Origin of the sequence: Prochlorococcus marinus XMU1405 (genome assembly GCF_017696275.1) — a bacterium.
GTDB classification, from domain to species: domain Bacteria; phylum Cyanobacteriota; class Cyanobacteriia; order PCC-6307; family Cyanobiaceae; genus Prochlorococcus_A; species Prochlorococcus_A marinus_AB.
In genome coordinates this window covers 270,928-288,362 of record NZ_JAAORF010000002.1, presented here as the reverse complement: position 1 = coordinate 288,362, position 17,435 = coordinate 270,928, and the positions used below count along the sequence as shown (strand labels likewise).

The 17,435-nt window shown below is 31.7% G+C and carries 15 protein-coding genes and 1 tRNA gene; 4 read left to right on the top strand and 12 right to left on the bottom strand.

From position 1 onward, the window contains the following. Window position 1: 1 nt before the first annotated feature. The 9 genes from HA148_RS05085 to HA148_RS05045 all read right to left on the bottom strand — a co-directional run bounded on the left by HA148_RS05085 (window position 2) and on the right by HA148_RS05045 (window position 6,194). Window positions 2–796: an ABC transporter permease gene (locus HA148_RS05085; protein WP_209130778.1), complete on the bottom strand. Its 795-nt coding sequence runs from the start codon at window positions 794–796 to the stop codon at window positions 2–4. Then, window positions 793–1,587 (bottom strand): ABC transporter permease, encoded by a 795-nt coding sequence (locus tag HA148_RS05080; RefSeq protein WP_209130776.1) that lies wholly within the window; start codon window positions 1,585–1,587, stop codon window positions 793–795. The genes HA148_RS05085 and HA148_RS05080 overlap by 4 nt, the downstream gene beginning before the upstream one ends. Beyond that, window positions 1,577–2,572: an ABC transporter ATP-binding protein gene (locus tag HA148_RS05075; protein ID WP_209130774.1), complete on the bottom strand. Its 996-nt coding sequence runs from the start codon at window positions 2,570–2,572 to the stop codon at window positions 1,577–1,579. The genes HA148_RS05080 and HA148_RS05075 overlap by 11 nt, the downstream gene beginning before the upstream one ends. Window positions 2,573–2,651: 79 nt before the next feature. Next, window positions 2,652–3,041, bottom strand: coding sequence for a cytochrome b6-f complex subunit PetP (petP, locus tag HA148_RS05070; RefSeq protein WP_209130772.1), 390 nt, complete (start codon window positions 3,039–3,041; stop codon window positions 2,652–2,654). 590 nt (window positions 3,042–3,631) lie between these two features. Continuing rightward, window positions 3,632–3,705: transfer RNA gene (locus HA148_RS05065), tRNA-Met, on the bottom strand. Between the two features lie 45 nt (window positions 3,706–3,750). Further along, on the bottom strand, window positions 3,751–4,716 hold the full coding sequence (locus tag HA148_RS05060; protein WP_209130770.1) for an asparaginase: 966 nt from the start codon (window positions 4,714–4,716) through the stop codon (window positions 3,751–3,753). Next, entirely contained in the window at window positions 4,717–5,211 is a 495-nt protein-coding gene (locus HA148_RS05055; RefSeq protein WP_209130768.1) for a CGLD27 family protein, read from the bottom strand. A 10-nt stretch (window positions 5,212–5,221) separates the two neighbouring features. Continuing rightward, a complete protein-coding gene (rsfS, locus tag HA148_RS05050; RefSeq protein WP_209130765.1) occupies window positions 5,222–5,566 on the bottom strand; it encodes a ribosome silencing factor in 345 nt (114 codons plus the stop codon). Then, window positions 5,556–6,194, bottom strand: coding sequence for a DUF3318 domain-containing protein (locus HA148_RS05045; RefSeq protein WP_209130763.1), 639 nt, complete (start codon window positions 6,192–6,194; stop codon window positions 5,556–5,558). The genes rsfS and HA148_RS05045 overlap by 11 nt, the downstream gene beginning before the upstream one ends. Before the next feature lie 108 nt (window positions 6,195–6,302). Here HA148_RS05045 and carB point away from each other — a divergent pair, with 108 nt between their 5' ends. Beyond that, entirely contained in the window at window positions 6,303–9,599 is a 3,297-nt protein-coding gene (carB, locus tag HA148_RS05040) for a carbamoyl-phosphate synthase large subunit (protein WP_209130761.1), read from the top strand. 4 nt (window positions 9,600–9,603) lie between these two features. Here carB and HA148_RS05035 read toward each other — a convergent pair whose 3' ends face one another. Continuing rightward, complete coding sequence (locus HA148_RS05035; RefSeq protein WP_209130759.1) at window positions 9,604–9,822, bottom strand: DUF6447 family protein; 219 nt, start codon at window positions 9,820–9,822, stop codon at window positions 9,604–9,606. Between the two features lie 29 nt (window positions 9,823–9,851). Then, complete coding sequence (locus tag HA148_RS05030; RefSeq protein WP_245152029.1) at window positions 9,852–11,498, bottom strand: ABC transporter ATP-binding protein; 1,647 nt, start codon at window positions 11,496–11,498, stop codon at window positions 9,852–9,854. Window positions 11,499–11,615: 117 nt separating this feature from the next. On the opposite strand from HA148_RS05030, the gene HA148_RS05025 reads away from it, so the two are divergent. The 3 genes from HA148_RS05025 to folP are packed head-to-tail and all read left to right on the top strand — an operon-like array spanning window position 11,616 to window position 13,399. Beyond that, complete coding sequence (locus tag HA148_RS05025; protein ID WP_209130755.1) at window positions 11,616–11,792, top strand: RNA-binding S4 domain-containing protein; 177 nt, start codon at window positions 11,616–11,618, stop codon at window positions 11,790–11,792. Window positions 11,793–11,844: 52 nt separating this feature from the next. Continuing rightward, window positions 11,845–12,570: a triose-phosphate isomerase gene (gene tpiA, locus HA148_RS05020; RefSeq protein ID WP_209130753.1), complete on the top strand. Its 726-nt coding sequence runs from the start codon at window positions 11,845–11,847 to the stop codon at window positions 12,568–12,570. Continuing rightward, window positions 12,554–13,399, top strand: coding sequence for a dihydropteroate synthase (folP, locus tag HA148_RS05015; RefSeq protein WP_209130751.1), 846 nt, complete (start codon window positions 12,554–12,556; stop codon window positions 13,397–13,399). The genes tpiA and folP overlap by 17 nt, the downstream gene beginning before the upstream one ends. 8 nt (window positions 13,400–13,407) lie before the next feature. Here folP and HA148_RS05010 read toward each other — a convergent pair whose 3' ends face one another. Continuing rightward, window positions 13,408–17,418 (bottom strand): magnesium chelatase subunit H, encoded by a 4,011-nt coding sequence (locus tag HA148_RS05010; RefSeq protein ID WP_209130749.1) that lies wholly within the window; start codon window positions 17,416–17,418, stop codon window positions 13,408–13,410. Window positions 17,419–17,435: the final 17 nt, after the last annotated feature.

Here is a 17,435-nt window from a genome sequence, read left to right as displayed (position 1 = left end):
GTTAGCTAGATGCTGATGAATAGAACTTTAATGCGAATAACCAGAACTTTCTTGAAGTTATAAGGAATACTGAAGCAACAATAACTTCAAGCAATATTTTCCACAATTGAGAAAGTCCTAGAAAAACTTCAGAAGGAATTGTAGTTATAAAAGCAATAGGAATGAAAATACTAAAAAAAACTCTTAGAGAAAATGAAAATGAATTTAGAGGAAATCTTCCAATATAAAGAAATGATCTCAATACTTCTATTGCATTCCAAGTCTTAACAAACCAAATAGTAGTAGTAGATATAAAAAACCACAGGCTATATAGAATACTAATCGAGCAGCTTATCGTAATCAAGGATAGGCTTAGAAAACTTAAAGTTAAATTTATTTGATTTAATCTTATGCAGAAGAGCAACAAGAAAAATCCAAGCATAATTTCTAAAAATCCAGATGGATTTATTTTTTTTAATGAAATAAAAAATTGACTATCAATAGGTTTTAAAAGTACGAAGTCTAATGTTCCTTCTCTTATATGTTTAACTATTTCTGTAAGATTAGGATTGAACCATGTATTTGTTATTCCATTCAAAATTGTATAAATAGCTTGGATTATTAGTGCCTGTTCAAATTTCCACCCTCCAATATAGCCATTATTTTGAAAGAAAATAGATAATAGAAAAATACTTCCTACTAAACTTAAAATTGCAGTAATTAAATCAACTAATATATTTGTCTTATACTCCAATTCAGAAGCCAAAGAAGTATGTAAGAATTTTTTATAAACTTTTAAATATTTGTTTAAATTCATGACCCCATTGCTGTATATTTTTTCGTTCCTTCAGACCAGATTTTCTTAAATAATGGGAAAAGTAAAAAAATCCATAGAATTTGCATACTTAAGCCTCCACTAATATTTGTTTCATTACCTGACAGTAAGTTCGCAGGGAAATCAATTAGATATGGAAAAGGAGTCAAATAAATCCATGATTTAACATATGCGGGGAATGAGACTATTGGGGCTAAAAGACCTGAGAGAAATAAAGTTGGAATAAATAACAATCTTTCTATCGATGATGCTTTCTCTGTCCAGAAACATAGACATGCAACTATTGACTGAATTAAAAATTGAATCAAGAAGGATAAGAAAGTAGATACTATCGATAATAGTAAAATACCTAAATTTGGTATCCATATACTTTCTGGATTAAAAATAAAAAAGAAAAATGCGATTATTAGTGCGAAAGGAAATCTTGTTATTTGTTCAGCAAGATGTTGTGCAAAATATCTGAAAAATGGATTTAAGGGTTGGATTAAATATGGAGATACCTTCCCCATTAGAGAATCCTCTTCAAAACTAAATACAACCCAAACTACAGAAAATTGTCTTACAAAAAAAGCACTTAAGAAATACCTAGAAAGCATAACATCACTAATGTTTATGGATTCATTAAGATTATTGTTTGTCCAAATGTTTAACATGAAAAAAGGGATAATCCCTGAAATTGCCCATAATGCAATTTCTACCCTATATTCCAACATGTTTGAATATTGGACTTTTAATAAGGTTAATAATTTACGGTTAATCAATTTAGATATCATAATCTTTTTTGATTAATACCTTCCCAATAACTTCATCTATAGGGGGTTCATTTATAAAAAGGTCTTCAATATCAAAATTATTTAGGATAGTTTTTAGTGAAGAGGTAATAGAGTTGTTTTCAATTTTTATAGTGATTTCATTCTTTATTTTATTTTTAACAGTAAAACCAGAATTTTCTAATTTAATTGCATCCTCTTCTGAGCGACAAACTATTAATATTTCTTTGACAGGAGAAAGTTTTTTTAATAATAGGTCAAGTTTTCCATCATATGATATTGCCCCTTCGTGCACACATATAACTCTCTTGCATAGCGATGTAATATCTTTCATGTAATGACTGGTTAGGCATATCGTTGCATTAGTTTCCTTATTATATTTTTGAAGGAATTTTCTTAAATTTCTCTGTGCATTAATGTCTAATCCAAGTGTAGGTTCGTCTAAAAATAGAATATTTGGTTCATGTATCAAAGCTGCTAGTAATTCTGATTTCATACGCTGACCTAGTGAAAGTTTTCTAACAGGTATGAATAGCTCTTCATCAATTTCAAGCATTTCCGATAGTTTTTTTATTCTCTTTTTAGCTTCGAACTTATCTAAGTCATATATTGATGCATTTAAATAGAATGATTCAATTGGCGGAAGATCCCAAATAAGTTGTTGCTTTTGTCCCATTATTAAGGTTATATTTTTTAGGAAATTTTCTTTTCTCCTGAAAGGTAAGGAGCCTGAAACTAATATCGAACCTTCACTTGGATAAATTAAGCCACAAAGCATTTTTAATATTGTTGTTTTCCCAGCTCCATTAGCTCCTAGAAAACCTACTATTTCTCCCTCTTTAATTTCAAAACTTATATCTTTTATAACTTTTAAACTTTTTGTTTGTCTTCTAAAAAAATGTTTAATTGTTCCTTTTAAACCTGGTTCTTTGGAGGAGATATCAAATGACTTAGATAAATTTTTTACATCGATAATATTTTGTACCATTTAAAAATTTTAAATTATTGAAATTTTATATTTAAATAAATTTTTGAATATTTTTTATTTTAGAAAATTTTTTATCCAATTAAAAAATATCTTTTAATGATACAATCAGCCAGATAAAAAAGTTAATTGGATTTAGTAACTCGCTTGCCTTATTTTTATTTTCATAATTTAATCCTCTTAAAAAATAAAATATAAAATTAATATTCTCTTTTTTATCATTATTTTTTTTAATTACATTACCATTTTCGTCGAGCAGATCAATTTCATCCTCAAAAAACCATTGCTCTTTACCATTAGATAATTGCAAGACAACTCCAATACCCTTGCCATCAGTTATTCTGAAATCACTTATCTTACCCAATGAAGAAACGCTTATCGCATCAATAGTTTCTTTGGTAAGTCTATCCTTAGATAGTTCTAGGTTAACTTTAACAGAATTTCCTATCTTAACCTTATCTAAAATTGACATTTTTTAGGTTATTATACTTAGTGATAAAGGAATTATGCGCTTAATTCAGGATTATTGATTTATTTCAATAATTACGATTTTTTGAAAACAGCTTCAAGGATTCTCTTTATTGAAATTGTTAATACTCTCAAAAATACAAAAAACAGACCTAACCAACCTAATATAATAGCTATTGATAACAAGCTTGAACCTAAATCACGCTGTAGCAAATTCTGCATATAATCTTTCTAGATATTTGTAACTCTACTTTATTAAATTACTTTTTAAAAATAAAAATTTTTAAAATTCGGATTTATTAAATTCTTTTTTTATTGGCGTATTCAATAGATATGATTTGTAAGCTAAAATTTAGTTAGAAATTAATTTAATATTTTGGATCTATCTTTGAACTCATACATTGGAATATTTTTTATCATTATTGGTTTAATAGTTAGAGTTGACTTGAAATTCAATATTCAAAAGGATCTCAAATAATTTCTAATTATCTCTTTTTAATACTATATAAAAACCTTAAGATATGTAATATTTTTATAATTGTAGTAACCTACTGCAAACAATAAAAAAAGCAGCTATGGAGCTGCTTCTAAAAGTGGCGGGGGGGAGATTTGAACTTCCGACCTTCGGGTTATGAGCCCGACGAGCTACCAGACTGCTCTACCCCGCGTCATATACATAGCATACATCTGAAAGGGGGATTTTTTCTATTTCTTTAGGATTCTTGGAATTTTAATTGACCTTCTACTTCAATCCTCACTCCTTCAGAAAAATTAAAAACTTTTTCTTCAATGTCTTGAATTCTTAGGTCAGATATCCAATCTAATTGCTTTAGTAAGTGAAGACTAACAGCATGCTTAGCCCTTTTTGAACCATCTTCTACTTTTAAAGCAAGTCCTATCCCTTCATTTATCTTGCATAGACACTGTATTCCTTCAGCACCACCTTTACCAATAACTTGCCCATGAGAAGCCTTAATAATTTCGGTATCAAACTTATTATTATCGCTTACCATAATTGGGTTAGTCGTCATAGCTCTACTTATTTGCTCTAATTCTGCATTTTCGGAACTGCTTAAAAGTGAATATAACTTAGACATTTCTATTAACTTTAAATAAAGAGTTGGAGCGCCGCAATCATCACGTTCTGCGTTTATTTCTGATATTGGTATTTCAAGTAATTCGGAAACAATTCTAAATATTTCAATTTGAAGTGGGTGATCACCTTTTAAGTATGTATCTATTGGCCAATTCAACTTTTTGCATGTAGCTAGAAAGGCAGCATGTTTTCCTGAACAATTATGTTCTAATGGACTTGTCTTTAATGTTGGGCATTTTAAATCATTAATATCTATGTCGTATTCCCATAAAATTTTGAAGGCTTCTCTTGAATGAAGTTTTGATCCACTATGTGAACCGCATGCTAATGCAATTGATTTTGAACCATTATTGATTTTTGATGAAGCCCCACTACTGACAAATGGTATTGCTTGAAATGGTTTTAATGCTGACCTTATGAAACTTTTATATTCTGGATTTCCTGCACACATTAAAACCCTCCCTTTCTTGTCAGTGATAACAGCATGAATTTTATGGATTGACTCAATGTTTGAACCTCTAATTAAGGTTGCTTGTAAAGGAGGATTGTTTGATGTGTAAAGGTTTTTGAAGTTTGAACTCATTTAGAAAGTGTTATATTGAAAAAGCAAAATACCGAATAAGACTAAGACTGAGATAATAGAAAAGATTTGTATTAAATTTTTTAAAATAGGCTTAACCTCAATTGAGGCAATTAGCGATTCTTTTTCTTTTAAAAGTAATGGTTTTACCCATACTTGGCCGTCATACCATCCTGATTCTTCGTATTCAACTCTCTCTGAGTTCAATCTATTAAAAACGTATTTCCAACCAAGATACAACTTTATAGAAATTAAAAGAGGTATTGATAAGCTACTAAAAAAACTTAATAGAATATATTTTAAAAGAGATGTTTTAAAATATACACTTCCAGAAGAGATAACAAGAAATAGAACAAAAGCACCCACCCAAAATTTTATCAATACAATAATCAATGATTTTTTTGTTTTTGGCCAAGAAAAAATGGTTGATCTTGACAATTCAATAAATTCATTTGTTGGTTGTTGCTCAATAGGAACAGGACATTTTGATTCGCTCATGAATGAATAATTATGGAAATGTAAGATTATCTCCATTACTCCAGAATGATTCAAGATCATAATATTTTCTTATTTCTGGTTGAAAAATATTAACGATCAAGTCACCGTAATCTAGCAAGGCCCATTTCGCTTCGCTGACACCTTCTTTTCTTATAGGTTCAATTCTAGCCTTTTCTCTCAACTCTCCCTCTACAGAGTTACTTATAGACCTAACCTGAACATCAGATAATCCTTCTGCAATTAAAATCCATTCACTTATAAAAGATACTTTATCAATTTTTATAAGTTTTATATCTTTCGCTTTTTTTTCATCACATGCTTTAGCTGCCATTAATACTAAACTTTTATTGTCCATAAACATTTTCGCTTGAAACTGATTTTTCTGAACCTTCTTGCTGAGATAATTCTGATCTTGCTTTTTCTGCACTTTTTCTTAAGGCATCTAATCTATCTTCAAAGAAACTTCTTTTTTTCTTTTTTCGTGTCTTATCTATTAACTCCTTTAATGCTCCTCCAAGACTTTTATAAGCATTTGGAATGCTGTATCCAAATCTACAGGCAAGATCTATAGCTCTTTCATCCGCATAAATAGCATCTTGAAGTTTTTTTTCGGAATTATTTTTTAAATATAATCTATAGCCTGCAAAACTTGATAAACCAAGAGCAAGTAATAAAAGTAAACCATCTTGTACCCACAACTCTCCTATAGCACCTCCAAGACCAATGGCGAGAGCAGCCATTTCCCATCCATCTCTAGGAATTGAGTCATTTTGAATTTTCCCAACCTCGTGCCAAAATAGTAGATTTCTGTGATCAATAGCAAAGTTATCCCATTCATCTAAATCTATTTGAATTTCTACTTCGTCACGACCGATTTCCTCAAGTGTTATTAAAGGTGGATCTATAGCCGCAGCAGATTCAACAAATACCCAACTTTCATTCTCTGGAGGCAACAAATTTTTAAGTCGCTGAAGTTCGCTCATAAAAAATTAATTTCTTCCAATACTATAGAAACAAATGTTGCTTTTCAAGTAACTTGATTAACATCTGATGATTTATAAGTAGCATGTGTTAAATGAAGGTTTTAAATTATGCCTCAAAGAGGTGATCTTAAAAAAATTCTTATTCTAGGATCGGGACCGATTGTTATAGGACAAGCATGCGAATTTGACTACTCTGGCACTCAAGCCTGCAAAGCTTTAAGAAATGCTGGATATGAAATTGTCTTGATAAATTCAAATCCAGCATCAATAATGACTGATCCTGAGATCGCAAGCAAAACATACATTGAACCATTGACTCCTGAAATTGTTTCTCAGATCATTTTAAGAGAAAAACCTGATGCGATCCTGCCCACTATGGGAGGTCAAACCGCTTTAAATCTTGCGGTTAAATTATCAGAGTCAGATTTTTTAAAGCAAAATAATATTGAATTAATTGGTGCTGATTTAAGAGCTATTAATAAAGCTGAAGATAGAAAATTGTTTAAAGAATCGATGGAGAAAATAAATGTAAATGTTTGTCCATCTGGTATCGCATCTAACCTGGATGAAGCTATAGAGGTATCCAAAAAAATTAATTCTTATCCTCTTATAATAAGGCCTGCATTTACATTGGGTGGTGTAGGCGGTGGAATTGCTTTTAACCTTGAAGAATTTATCGAGTTGTGTAAATCAGGTTTAGAGGAAAGTCCTAGTAATCAAATATTGATTGAAAAATCACTTATTGGATGGAAAGAGTTTGAACTAGAGGTAATGAGAGATACTGCAGACAATGTAGTAATAGTTTGCAGTATTGAAAATTTAGACCCAATGGGTGTACACACTGGAGATTCTATTACTGTTGCTCCTGCGCAGACTTTAACAGATAAGGAGTATCAGAGATTGAGGGATTTGTCATTGAAAATCATTAGAGAGGTGGGAGTAGAAACAGGAGGAAGTAATATTCAATTTGCAATAAATCCATCTAATGGAGAGGTAATTGTCATAGAAATGAATCCCCGTGTGAGTAGATCCTCTGCTTTAGCAAGTAAAGCAACTGGATTCCCTATAGCTAAAATTGCAGCTTTATTATCTGTTGGCTATACACTTGATGAGATTATTAATGACATAACAAAAAAAACACCTGCATGTTTTGAACCATCAATTGATTACGTAGTTACTAAGATTCCAAGATTTGCCTTTGAAAAGTTTAAAGGCTCTTCTAATACTCTAAGTACTTCCATGAAATCTGTTGGTGAATCAATGGCAATAGGTCGTTCTTTTGAAGAATCATTTCAGAAAGCATTAAGGTCATTAGAAGTAGGTGTTTTTGGATGGGAATGTGATTCACAAGATGAATTTAAAAACGAAACTCATATTAAAAATAGTTTAAGAAACCCTACACCTGAAAGAATTCTCCTGATAAAAAAAGCTATGCAGCTTGAGAAAACTAACAATTATATTCATGAAGTTACAAATATAGATTTATGGTTTATCGAAAAATTACGAAATATCTTTAATTTTGAAAATGATTTTTTGAAAGATAAGGAACTTTATGCTCTAGATAGAGATTTGATGTTACATGCTAAACAATTAGGCTTTTCAGATCAACAGATAGCAAAGTTAACTAATTCCGAGTTTTTTGAAGTAAGAAAGTATAGAAAAAAACTTAATGTAACTGCAATTTATAAAACTGTTGATACTTGTTCAGCAGAATTTGCATCCTCAACTCCATATCATTATTCAACTTACGAAGAATCCTTCATTAATGCTAGTTCTCAAATTTTTGATAGCGAGATTTCAGAAAATAGTAAATCAAAAAAAATTATGATTCTAGGAGGAGGTCCAAACAGAATTGGTCAGGGAATTGAATTTGATTACTGTTGTTGTCATGCATCATATCAAGCTTCTACAAATGGTTATAAAACAATAATGGTTAATAGTAACCCTGAAACTGTTTCAACAGATTATGATACTAGCGATATTTTATATTTTGAGCCTGTAACATTAGAGGATGTGCTCAATATAATAGAAGCTGAAAATCCTTATGGTTTGATTGTTCAATTTGGAGGTCAAACTCCACTGAAATTATCATTACCGTTACTTGAATGGCTTAAATCTAATGATGGAGTCAGAACTGGATCAAAAATTCTTGGGACTTCTCCAATATCGATCGATTTAGCAGAAGATAGAGAGGAATTTACAAAAATACTTGAAGAATTAAGTATAAGACAACCTTTAAACGGTATTGCCCGTAATCAAAATGAAGCAGAAATAGTAGCCAAAAATATAGGTTTCCCATTAGTTGTAAGACCTTCTTATGTTTTAGGAGGAAGAGCAATGGAAATTGTTAAAGATGAGAATGAATTATCTAGATATATCTCTGAAGCAGTTAAGGTATCGCCTGATCATCCAATCCTTCTTGATCAATATTTGAACAATGCAATTGAGATAGATGTTGATGCCTTATGCGATTCAGAAGGGTCGGTTGTAATTGCTGGTCTAATGGAACATGTTGAACCTGCAGGAATTCATTCAGGAGATTCAGCTTGTTGTTTACCACCAATTTCTCTTTCAAAATCCACAATAGAAAATGTAAGGAACTGGACTAAACAAATTGCACAAAGATTAAATGTTGTTGGTTTAATCAATTTGCAATTTGCAGTGATAAATACAAATAATAAAGAAAATAAATTATTTATTCTTGAAGCAAATCCAAGAGCATCTAGGACAGTACCATTTGTCTCAAAAGCTATAGGTAAACCAGTTGCAAAAATAGCTACTCAGTTAATGCAAGGTTTTACATTAGAAGATGTTAATTTCTCAGAAGAGTTTTCTCCTAAATATCAGGCAGTAAAAGAGGCCGTTTTACCTTTTAAAAGATTTCCTGGATCTGATACATTGCTTGGCCCTGAAATGAGATCTACTGGAGAAGTAATGGGTTTAGCTAAAGATTTTGGAATTGCTTATGCCAAGTCGGAATTAGCTGCTGGAAATGGTGTTCCTTCAAAAGGCGTTGCTTTTTTGTCTACGAATGATTTAGATAAAAAAAATCTCGAGGAAGTTGCTAGAGAACTTTTGATTTTAGGATTTAAATTAATCGCAACAAAAGGTACAGCTGCTTATTTGTTGGGTTTAGGAATTCAGGTTGAAGAAGTGCAGAAAGTTCATGAAGGAAGACCAAATATTGAGGACCTAATTCGTTCAGGACTTGTTCAATTAATCATCAATACTCCAATTGGCTCACAGGCTCTACATGATGATGCTTACTTAAGACGTGCTGCTTTAGAATATAATATTCCAACTTTTACAACTATTCCTGGAGCAAAGGCAGCCATTAAGGCTATCAAAGCTTTACAAAGTAATATTATTAACACTTACTCTCTACAAGAAATCCATAATTATTAAAAATTTATTCTAAGTTTTTTAGTTTTTCTTTTAATTGATTAGCTATTGATTTTCGGCTAATTGAAATTAATTTGAGAGTATCTTCATGCATCTTTAATTGCGTCTCCGCTATTTGTAAAACTTTTATAGATTCTTTTATTTCATTAGAAAGTTCATTTATTAAATATTTTTTGCCTTCAAAGGTTAAAACTGGATTTGAAGAATCATTTGTGTTTTCGATCATTTACTTACCTTTTAATAAATAAAATAGAGTTATAAATTTTTAATCAATTGTTTTTCACATAATTCTTTATAAATTCCTGGTTTTTTGATTAAGTCAATATGTTTCCCAATTTCAATAATTTCGCCTTTATCGAAAACAACTATTTTATTTGCTTCTTGAGTAGTGGCTAATCTATGAGCAATTACAATAACTGTTCTATCTTTCATAGCTCTATTAAGACCTTTTTGGACATCGGATTCTGATTCTGCATCTAACGCACTTGTGGCCTCATCTAAAAGAAGAATTGATGGGTTTCCAAGTATTGCTCTCGCAATTGCTATCCTTTGAATCTGACCACCTGAGAAGTTTGATCCTCTTTCAGTTATCTTTGTTTCATATTTCTCAGGAAGCTTTTGAATAAAGTTGTGAGCGTTTGCTATTCTTGCTGATTCTATAACTTCTTCTTTGGTAAAACTTCTTCCCATTCTTATAACATCAATAATTTTTCCTGAAAACAAAAAAGGTTGTTGTTGTACTAATGCAATGTTTTTTCTAATATCTTTTGTATTTAATAATTTTAGATTTTTATCATCAATAAAAATGTTTCCATCACTTGGAGTTATAAATTTTAATATCAAAGCTAACATTGTACTTTTACCCGCCCCAGAAGCTCCAACGAAAGCTGTTACTTTCCCTTTTTTAATTTCTAAATTGATATTTTTAAGAACTTGATTATCTTTTTTGTAAGCAAAATTAACTTTCTCGAAACGAATTTTGCCTTCAATATTAGATATACTCTTTAAGTTTTCTTTATCATTTTCGAATGGTTCTAGATTTATGTTTTTTAACCTTTTTATAGATGCTTCTGCCTGTTTATAGTCATTAAAATTTGTACTTACATGGCTTATTGGATCAATAAGCATCAAAATTGCAGCAAAGAAACTACTAAATTCTTCGCTTGTTAGAAGGCCTAGATTAATTCTTGCTGCTCCTAAACCTAGTATTGCCAATATTCCAAATGCTTCAACAAATCCTACAACTGGATGCTGAAATGCAAGTAATTTTAATGTTTTATATTTTGCTTTTTTATTTGCACTTAATCTTTTAGCAAATCTATTCTCAATCCAATTTTCTGCAGCAAAAGCTCTTATTGTAGAAATTCCATTTATAGATTCACCTATTAAGCCTGCTAAATTACTTGTTGATTCTTGACTTTTTTCAGATGCTATTAAAACTCTTTTTCCAAAACTATTAACTGAAAGAATAATTAATGGTGCTAAAACGAAAGTTGATAATGTTAGTGACCAGTCTAAATAAAACATATAAATTATTACCGCTAACAACTGCAAAGTGCATGGAATAGTATCCTGAACTGTTTTATAAATAACTTCGCTTACCCTGTCCGCATCTTCTGTAAGTCTATATGTGATATCCCCGGCCGAAATCTTTTCAAAAGAATTCATCTCTATTTTTTGAATTCTGCTAAATAAATTTCCTCTCATTACTTCACTAATTTCTAAAGATGGTTTTGCTATAAATACATCTTGTCCAAATTGTGCAGTTTTCTGAACTAAAAATACAAATAAAGACTTTAATATTATGTTAGAAACTTTTGATAGATCACCTGACCCAATTGCAGGGATTAAGTTTCCAGCTAAATAAGCTAATAAAGGCCAACAAGCTACGTAAATAAGCATGCATATAAAACCCTTAATAAACCTATTTGAATATGGTCTGACTGGTGGTATTAGTCTCAAGATATTATATATTTAATTGTTTATCCTACTTTATCAATATCTTTGGCTATAAAAACAATGAAATTGGATCAATTCTTAAAATGGAAAAATTTGGTATCATCTGGTGGCGAAGCGAAAATTTTTATTAAGTCCGGTTCTGTCAAAGTTAATGGAGTAATAGAGACTAGGAGAGGAAGGAAGTTAAACAAGGGAGATAAAGTAATATTTCTAAAAAATGAATTATTTTTCGAATAATTAGCCTATTAAACTCAAATTATATTAATATGATTTTCTTGGAGATAGTATTTTGAGAAAATCTGTTATTGCCGGAAATTGGAAAATGCACATGACTTGTGCTGAAGCTAAGTCCTTTTTAGAAGAGTTTATACCTTTAATAAAAAACATAAAAGACGATCGTAAAGTTGTTATTGCTCCACCTTTTACTGCTATTTCAACCTTTTCTGATCATTCTAATTTTGATTATTTAGATATTTCTAGTCAAAATATTCATTGGGAAGATCAAGGTGCATTTACTGCAGAAATATCTCCAAAAATGCTTCTTGAACATGGTGTTTCATATGCAATCGTTGGACACAGTGAACCAAGGAAATATTTTAGTGAAAGTGATGAACAAATTAATAAAAGAGCAGTTTTTGCTCAATCTAGTGGACTTACTCCAATAGTTTGTGTTGGAGAAACATTAGAACAAAGAGAGAGAGGAGAAGCTGATAGAGTTATTACTAGACAGGTTGAACAAGGATTAGAAAATACAGATCCATCTAATTTAATTGTTGCCTATGAACCAATATGGGCTATTGGCACTGGTAAAACATGTGAGGCTAAAGACGCTAATAAGATATGTTCTTTGATTCGGAAATTAATAGGTTTTGATGATGTAATTATTCAATATGGAGGATCTGTTAAACCTAATAATATTGATGAAATAATGTCAATGAGTGATATAGATGGAGTGTTAGTTGGAGGGGCTTCATTAGATCCGAATAGTTTCGCTAGAATTGCAAATTACCAATAAGAAAAATCCGTGGCCAAAAAGCTGGGGACAAAAAACTTCAATTATGGGAGTTCTTAATTTAACTCCTGATTCATTTAGTGATGGTGGAGAATTAAACTCTTCAAAAAAAGTTTTGGATCAAGTTGATCATTTTTTGCATAATGGTGTGGATGTTATTGATCTTGGTGCTCAGAGCACAAGACCTGGTGCAGAAGAAGTTGGCTCTAGCATAGAAATAAAAAGATTGATACCATATCTGAAATTAATAAAATCTGAATATCCAGATGTTTTAATCTCTATTGATACTTTTAATTCTGAGGTAGCTTATGAAGCTCTTTTAAATGGAGCCGATTGGATAAATGATGTTACTGGAGGAAGAAGAGATATGAAGATTTTGGATGTTGTATCAAAATTCAATTGTCCATTCGTAATCACTCATAGTCGTGGAAATAGTCAAAATATGAATGATCTCTCTAATTACGAGAATGTATTGAGCGATGTTCAATACTCGCTTGATAATTTAATAAAAAATGCTTTAGAAAAAAAAATATCTGAAAGAAATTTAATAGTGGATCCAGGAATAGGATTTTCAAAGAACATTATTCATAACTTGGAAATCTTGAGAAACTTAGATATATTTAAAAAATGGAATTTGCCAATTCTGATTGGTGCATCAAGGAAAAGATTTATTGGAGAAATTTTGAATGAGAAAAATCCAAAAGAGAGAGATATTGGAACACTTGCAATAAGTTGTCTTTGTTCACAATTTAAAGTTGATATTGTGAGAGTTCACAACGTAAAACTTAATTATCAAATTCTGAAAGTAGCTGATAGAATTTACAGAAAATAATAAATTTATTATTCTTTAACTCCTTCGATTTTATCCTCTACTTCTTGATATAGTTCTTTCAACTGTTCTATATTTTCATCTGAAGTTTCCCAATATCCTCTACCATTAACTTCTAGTAATGTTCCAACTATTCTTCTGAAACTATTAGGATTAAGATCCATTAATCTTTTCCTCATCTCTTCGTCATTTATAAATGTTTCATTAGTTTCTTCATATACAAAATTATCGACTTGACCACTTGTCGCACTCCAACCAAGAGTGTAATTAAGTCTGTTAGAAAGTTCTCTAACTCCTTCATAACCAGATTTGAGCATACCTTCATACCACTTAGGATTTAAAAGTTTTGTTCTTGAGTCTAATCTTATGGTTTCCCCAAGTGTTCTAACTTGAGCATTAGAAGTAGTAGTATCTGCTATATAGCTACTTGGTTCTTTCCCGTCATCTCTCAGTGTCTTGATCAATTTTGTTGGATCTGAATCAAAATAATGACTTACATCTGTTAATGAAATCTCTGAGGAATCAAGGTTTTGAAATGTAACATCTGCTGTTTTCATTACTGACTCAAAAACCTCTCTTTTTTGATTCATCTCACCTGGATTATCAGCATTAAAGGCAAATGTTTTGCGTGATAAATACATTTCTTGTAATTCATTTTCTTCCTCCCAAGTTGAATTTTCTACGGCTAAATTAACATTTGAACTGTAGCTTCCACTTGCATTAGAAAATACTCTCGCTGAAGCTTCTCGGATAGAGGTGCCTTCTTTTTCTGCTTGTTCTAGTGAATGTTTTCTTACAAAATTAGATTCCAAAGGTTCATCAGCCTCAGCAGCTAATTTGACTGCCTGATCTATTAATGCCATTTGATTGATAAATAGATCTCTAAATACTCCTGAACAGTTAACTACTACATCTATTCTTGGCCTACCTAATTCTTCTAAAGGAATTAATTCTAGTTTGTTAATTCTCCCAACAGAATCTGGTTTTGGTTTTACACCAACAAACCATAAGATTTGTGCCAGTGATTCTCCGTAAGTTTTGATGTTATCAGTTCCCCATAAAACACAAGCTATTGTTTCAGGCCAAGTTCCTTGCTCTTCCTTTTGTCTTTCGATTAATTTGTCAACAACAGACTTCGCTGCAGCTACTGCTGCTGTAGTTGGAATTGATTGAGGATCTAGTGCATGGATATTTTTACCACTGGGCAAAACACCTGGATTTCTTATAGGATCTCCACCTGGTCCAGGTAAAACATAATTTCCATCTAGTGCTTTAATGAGGCTATCCATTTCTTTGTCTGCGCAGACCTGTTCCAGACAGAAAAGTAAGTAATCAAATAATTTATTTAATTCCTTCTGATTAATTTCATTAAATCCGTTTAATCTACAGACTCTTAGCCAAGGGGTAGGTAGATTTAGACCAAAAACTTTTAGTAAATCGAAAAGTTTGGAAAGAAGTGATTTTTCTAAGTAAACTCTGCCATCAACAATTTTTAAAGAGTTGACCATCGCAAAAATCGACTCTCTTGCTGTCTTTATGATTTTTTCATTTAACTCTACAAATTTAAGTTCACCTTTATTATTGCCATCATAAATTTGTTCAATAGTTAGACCGATAGATTCTGCGAGTAATCCAGGAAGAGATCTTAATCCTTCTTGTTCTCTCTCTAAAGATGCAATATTTACTAGTGTTGCAACAGCTTCTTCTGCTGTTGGAGCTTCTCCAATAGTATGTAGACCGCAAGGTAACAATCTACTTTCAATTTCCATCAACTGTTTATAGACATTACCAACAAATAAATCTCTTTCATCTATTGAAAGTTCTTCTACGTCTTTTGAAGGCAGCGCTACATCTTTGTCAAGGTTACATTGTTTAGAAGTCTCAACTATTGCATTAACTATTTGAATACCCCTGCTATTTTCTCTTAATTGTTGATAAGAACCAACGAGTTCACTTAGTTCTTTAAGTCCTTTGTAGAGTCCTGCATTTTCCGCTGGAGGAGTCAGATAACTAATAGTTGAAGCATATCCTCTTCTCTTCGCAATTGTTGCTTCAGATGGATTATTTGCAGCATAGTAATACAAATTAGGCAATGATCCAATGAGAGAATCCGGATAGCAAGTTTCACTCATGCCCATCTGCTTCCCAGGCATAAATTCAAGTGAGCCGTGAGTTCCAAAATGAAGAACAGCATCTGCCCCCCAGATTTTTTCTACATACGTATAATAAGCAGCAAAACCATGATGAGGACTAGCACTTCTTGAATAGAGCAATCTCATGGGATCACCTTCATAACCGAATGTAGGTTGAACTCCTATAAAAACATTTCCAAAATGTTTTCCATAGATAAGTAGGTTTTGTCCGTCACTATTAAGGTTCCCAGGAGGTTTACCCCAATTTTCTTCAAGTCTTTGTGAATATGGTGTGTACTCTTCGTATTCTTTTACTGACATCTTATGAGCAATATTTAACTCTGGAGAGCCATCCATAGCTTCAGGGTTGTTAATTACTTTTTCCATTAATTCTTTTGAATTACTTGGAAGTTCATCAATTTGATATCCTTTCGATTTCATTTCAAGAAGTACTCTATAAATTGAACCAAAAACATTCAAGTATGCAGCGGTGCCAACATTTCCTTTGTCTGGTGGAAAACTAAATACTGTGATAGCTAATTTTTTATCCTTTCTTTGTTTAACTCTTAAAGTTGACCATTTTATTGCTCTTTCAGCTATTACATCAACTCGATCTTGGAGCGTATGCGCCTTACCTGTGGCATCATCACGACCTGAGAGAATAATAGGTTCAATAGCTCCATCAAGTTCTGGAATTGCAATCTGAAGTGCTACCTGAACAGGGTGTAAACCTAGATCACTATCTTCCCATTCTTGTGTGGTTTGGAATACTAATGGAAGTGCAACCATATATGGTCTGTTTAACCTTTTTAGGGCTTCAATAGCTTTAGGATGATCTTGTCTTGCTGGCCCACCAACTAGTGCGAATCCCGTTAGAGATACAACTCCATCTACTATAGGTTGATCCTTGTTTATGGAATCAAAATAAAATTCATTAACTGGTTTAGAAAAATCTAGACCTCCACAGAAGATAGGTAGTACTCTCGCACCTCTGTATTCCAATTCTTGAATAACAGCCACGTAATGAGCATCATCTCCCGTAACGATATGACTCCTTTGAAGCACTAAGCCTATTGTTGGAGTTTTGTCATCTTTAGGATTTATATCTTTCCTATTATTTTCCCAATTTTGATATTCTTTAAGACTTTCAAACATGCAAGGAGCAAGAGGATGCCAAATTCCTAAATCTGGGAATGTTTCAGGTTCTTGAATTTTGAATTCTTCTATTTGATCTTTTATGATCTCTGAAACAGCGTACTTTTCAGAAATCATTAATAAGAAGTTTTTTAAGTTCTCAGTTGTACCACCTAACCAGTACTGAAAACTCAGAATAAATGTTCTAGCATCTTGAGCTTTTTCTACTGGTAGATATTTAAGTATTGACGGTAGTGTATTTAATAACTTCAACATTGAATCTTGGAAACTTGCTCCATCAGATTCTTTTTTCTTTTTTATTAAATCTCCAATAATACTTTTAGATTGGCCAAGTTGAGCCATACTAAATGAACCTAGTTTATTTAATCTCATTACCTCTGGCATGGAGGGGAAAACAATTGACGCTTTAAGTTTGTCTTTAAATGGAGATACTGCATCAACCACTTTTTGAGCAAGGTCTTCAATGAAAATTAGAGAGGCAACGAATATATCTGCATTAGCTATGTCTTCTTTAAAATCTTCAAAATTACTATCATTCCTAAGTTCTTCGATAAGATAGCCGCTAAGGTCTATACCTATTGGTCCATTCATCTTATTTATTGACTTTGCAGCTTCCGTTAAGGAATTTTGGTATTGTGGCTCAAGGACAACATAAACTGCTTTTATTACAACTTTGTGTTTGTTATCCTCAACAGGAGATACTCTGCGGTTTGCTGAGCGGACCTGCGTAAACATTGATTTTCTTTAAGTAT

What these genes read in the sequence shown, in the direction of transcription:
- HA148_RS05025 (WP_209130755.1), top strand. Translation starts at nt 11,616, where the DNA reads ATGAAATTGGATCAATTCTTAAAATGGAAAAATTTGGTATCATCTGGT.
- HA148_RS05045 (WP_209130763.1), bottom strand. Translation starts at nt 6,194, where the DNA reads ATGAGCGAACTTCAGCGACTTAAAAATTTGTTGCCTCCAGAGAATGAA.
- HA148_RS05035 (WP_209130759.1), bottom strand. Translation starts at nt 9,822, where the DNA reads ATGATCGAAAACACAAATGATTCTTCAAATCCAGTTTTAACCTTTGAA.
- HA148_RS05080 (WP_209130776.1), bottom strand. Translation starts at nt 1,587, where the DNA reads ATGATATCTAAATTGATTAACCGTAAATTATTAACCTTATTAAAAGTC.
- carB (WP_209130761.1), top strand. Translation starts at nt 6,303, where the DNA reads ATGCCTCAAAGAGGTGATCTTAAAAAAATTCTTATTCTAGGATCGGGA.
- HA148_RS05085 (WP_209130778.1), bottom strand. Translation starts at nt 796, where the DNA reads ATGAATTTAAACAAATATTTAAAAGTTTATAAAAAATTCTTACATACT.
- rsfS (WP_209130765.1), bottom strand. Translation starts at nt 5,566, where the DNA reads ATGGACAATAAAAGTTTAGTATTAATGGCAGCTAAAGCATGTGATGAA.
- HA148_RS05075 (WP_209130774.1), bottom strand. Translation starts at nt 2,572, where the DNA reads ATGGTACAAAATATTATCGATGTAAAAAATTTATCTAAGTCATTTGAT.
- petP (WP_209130772.1), bottom strand. Translation starts at nt 3,041, where the DNA reads ATGTCAATTTTAGATAAGGTTAAGATAGGAAATTCTGTTAAAGTTAAC.
- HA148_RS05060 (WP_209130770.1), bottom strand. Translation starts at nt 4,716, where the DNA reads ATGAGTTCAAACTTCAAAAACCTTTACACATCAAACAATCCTCCTTTA.
- HA148_RS05030 (WP_245152029.1), bottom strand. Translation starts at nt 11,498, where the DNA reads ATGCTTATTTACGTAGCTTGTTGGCCTTTATTAGCTTATTTAGCTGGA.
- HA148_RS05010 (WP_209130749.1), bottom strand. Translation starts at nt 17,418, where the DNA reads ATGTTTACGCAGGTCCGCTCAGCAAACCGCAGAGTATCTCCTGTTGAG.
- HA148_RS05055 (WP_209130768.1), bottom strand. Translation starts at nt 5,211, where the DNA reads ATGAGCGAATCAAAATGTCCTGTTCCTATTGAGCAACAACCAACAAAT.